Origin of the sequence: Mycobacterium sp., assembly GCF_035499775.1 — a bacterium.
Taxonomy (GTDB): Bacteria; Actinomycetota; Actinomycetes; order Mycobacteriales; family Mycobacteriaceae; genus Mycobacterium.
Map to the genome: position 1 here is coordinate 1 of NZ_DATJYB010000644.1, position 2,413 is coordinate 2,413.

The following is a 2,413-nucleotide window of genomic DNA, read 5'->3' on the forward strand; positions in this document are numbered from 1 at the left end:
GGCCGGTGTGACGGCGTTCTGGGCTTGCAGCGCGGCTATCAGGTCCGCGCGGTCGACCCCCAGGCCCGCCAGCTGCTCGGTCGAGAACTCGACGTAAACCCGCTCGTCCTGCGCACCGAGAATGTCGATCTTGGAGACGTCCGGCACCTGGAGAAGCTGCTTGCGGACATCGACGACGTAGTCCCGCAGCTCCCGGTCCGTGAATCCGTCCGCCGTGAAGCCGTAGACGATGCCGAAGGTATCGCCGAACTCGTCGTTGAACCCGACGACGGCGCCCTGCGGCAACGTGTTGCGGATGTCGCCCACTTTCTTGCGCACCTGGTACCAGATGTCCGGCACCAGCGCTGGGCGTGTCGAATCCTTCAGGTTGACGAAGATTGTCGTCTGGCCCGCGCTCGTGTAGCTCTTCACGTAGTCGAGGCTCGGCGTTTCCTGCAGCTTGCTTTCGATCCGGTCGGTGACCTGCTCGAGCGTGTCGGAGAGGGTGGCTCCCGGCCAGGACGCCTGCACCACCATGGTTTTCACGGTAAAGTCCGGGTCCTCGCTCCGCCCGAGCCGGAGGTAGGACCAGACGCCCGCGGCGGCGATGATCAGCATGAGATAGGTCACAAACGACCGGTGCCGGAGCGCCCATTCGGAGAGGTTGAAGCGCATCACAAGGCGCCCGCCAGCAGGCGGACCTTCTGGCCCGGATGCAGCGTTTGCACGCCCGCGGTGACGACGATCTCGCCGGCGTCCAGCCCCCGCGAAACGACCACGTTCGCCGGATCGTATCGCGAGACATCCACGTTGTGCAGCGACACGGTCTGGCTCTTGGGATCGACCACCCACACCGCCGGGCGGCCATCGGCCTCGGTGAGCGCGCTTGGCGGAATTTGCAAGCCGGAGGGGGCGGGCAGTTTGATGCTGCCGGTGACGGTGGCACCCAGTTCCATCGCTGGAGGTGGATCGATGATGCCGACCTTGACCTGGAACGTTCTTGTGGCGGGATCGGCCTGTGGCGAAACCTCCCGCACGCGGCCGGTTGCTCGCACGGACGGATCGTTGGTCAACGCGATCTGCACCACGGGATCGCGCGGACCCGTGCGGATGAGCTGTTCGGACACATCGAACACCGCATCGCGTCCACCCTGACGCGCGACGTTCACGATCATCTGTCCGGCGCGTACCACCTCACCCGGCTCGGCGCCCTTCGCGATCACCACGCCGGGGGCATCAGCGAAAAGGTCCGTGTAGCCCAGCTGATCCTGGGCAATGCGCACTTGCGCTTGCAGGGAGTCCACTTGAGCCTGGGCCGTGGCCAATGCCTGCTGAGCTTCGTCGAACCTAGCGCGGGGCGTCCAACCCTCCTGGAGTAGCACCTGCTGTCGCCAAAAGGTGAGGCGTGCTTGCGTCAGCACCGCCTCTGCCGATGCAACGTTGTCTTGGGCGGAGCGCAAGGCGTTCTGCTGGTTTTGGGGATCGAGCCGAGCGACGACCTGGCCTGCCATGAGCACATCGCCCACATTGACGGGCCGTTCGATCATCCGTCCATCTAAGCGAAAGGCGAGGTTGACCTGGTCCTTGGCACGAACCTGGCCCGTCAAAGAAACGGTCTCGCCGTCCGCGCCGCTCTCGACAGTGACGGTCCGGACCGGCCGGACCTGCGCGGCGGGGGGCGGTTTCCTGTCGCAGCCCGCGACGGTCGCGGCGATCAGAGCAACCCACAAAATCTGAGGCTTAAACATGGGCGCGGCCTTTCGGGGTGTGGCGCGGAGGTTCATGCGCCCCGAGCCTCATTGCATTGACTGAGGTTAATGGCAGTACCTAAAAGGTTCGCTTGTTATGCACTATACAGTGCAAGTGCATAAATGATCGGCCCCCGAGAGGTGGTCCGGTTGGAATGTTAGTTTAGGGCTGATCTTGGCACCAGCTTGAGCATGGCCGGCGAAGAAACTCGGCGATCTTGCGATAACCGTAGCGGCCATATTGCTTGGCCAACGTGACCATGTCGGCAGTCAATCGCTCTTCGTCGTCACGGCCCCGCGGGTTCTTGCGCTGCGTCGAGCGGTGCTGCCCGAGCGTCGCACAGGCACGGCGCTCGGAAATCGACAGCACGCTTTGAACATGCTCGATGCAGGCGCGGCGACGCGCGGGGCTCAGTAGTTTCCCCAACACCTGCTGATCGGGAATGCGCCGGTCCAGGCACTGGGAGGAGAGAACACCGAGTTCGGACTCAGCCATGTCCAGCCAACTCCCGTGTTTGGGTGTGTAGTGCCACTCGAACCGTTCGACGAGGCGGCGGGCTTCGGCGGGGGGAAAGGCCTCGTACAGCGCAACCCTCGTTACCTGCATACTGTGAGACGGGTCGCTCCGTGCTCAGGCGGACATGTGGTCTAGGGCAGCCAGCGTCGGCATTGACGCTTTCCGTGTA

At 64.0% G+C, this 2,413-nt stretch carries 2 protein-coding genes and 2 pseudogenes; all 4 read right to left on the reverse strand.

Translation table 11 applies throughout. From position 1 onward, the window contains the following. Positions 1–654 (reverse strand): efflux RND transporter permease subunit (locus tag VML93_RS38175; protein ID WP_325619028.1); only part of this gene is annotated, 654 nt, incomplete at its 3' end. Continuing rightward, entirely contained in the window at positions 654–1,727 is a 1,074-nt protein-coding gene (locus VML93_RS38180) for an efflux RND transporter periplasmic adaptor subunit (protein WP_325619030.1), read from the reverse strand. The genes VML93_RS38175 and VML93_RS38180, both read right to left, overlap by 1 nt. A 199-nt stretch (positions 1,728–1,926) precedes the next feature. Beyond that, a pseudogene (locus VML93_RS38185) lies at positions 1,927–2,169 on the reverse strand (IS3 family transposase); the annotation flags it as partial. Continuing rightward, positions 2,152–2,316, reverse strand: a pseudogene (locus VML93_RS38190) (IS630 family transposase); the annotation flags it as partial. The pseudogenes VML93_RS38185 and VML93_RS38190, both read right to left, overlap by 18 nt. Positions 2,317–2,413 lie beyond the last annotated feature (97 nt).

Bases quoted from the DNA above. Each gene is read 5' to 3' on its own strand.
- VML93_RS38180 (WP_325619030.1), bottom strand. From the start codon at position 1,727: ATGTTTAAGCCTCAGATTTTGTGGGTTGCTCTGATCGCCGCGACCGTC.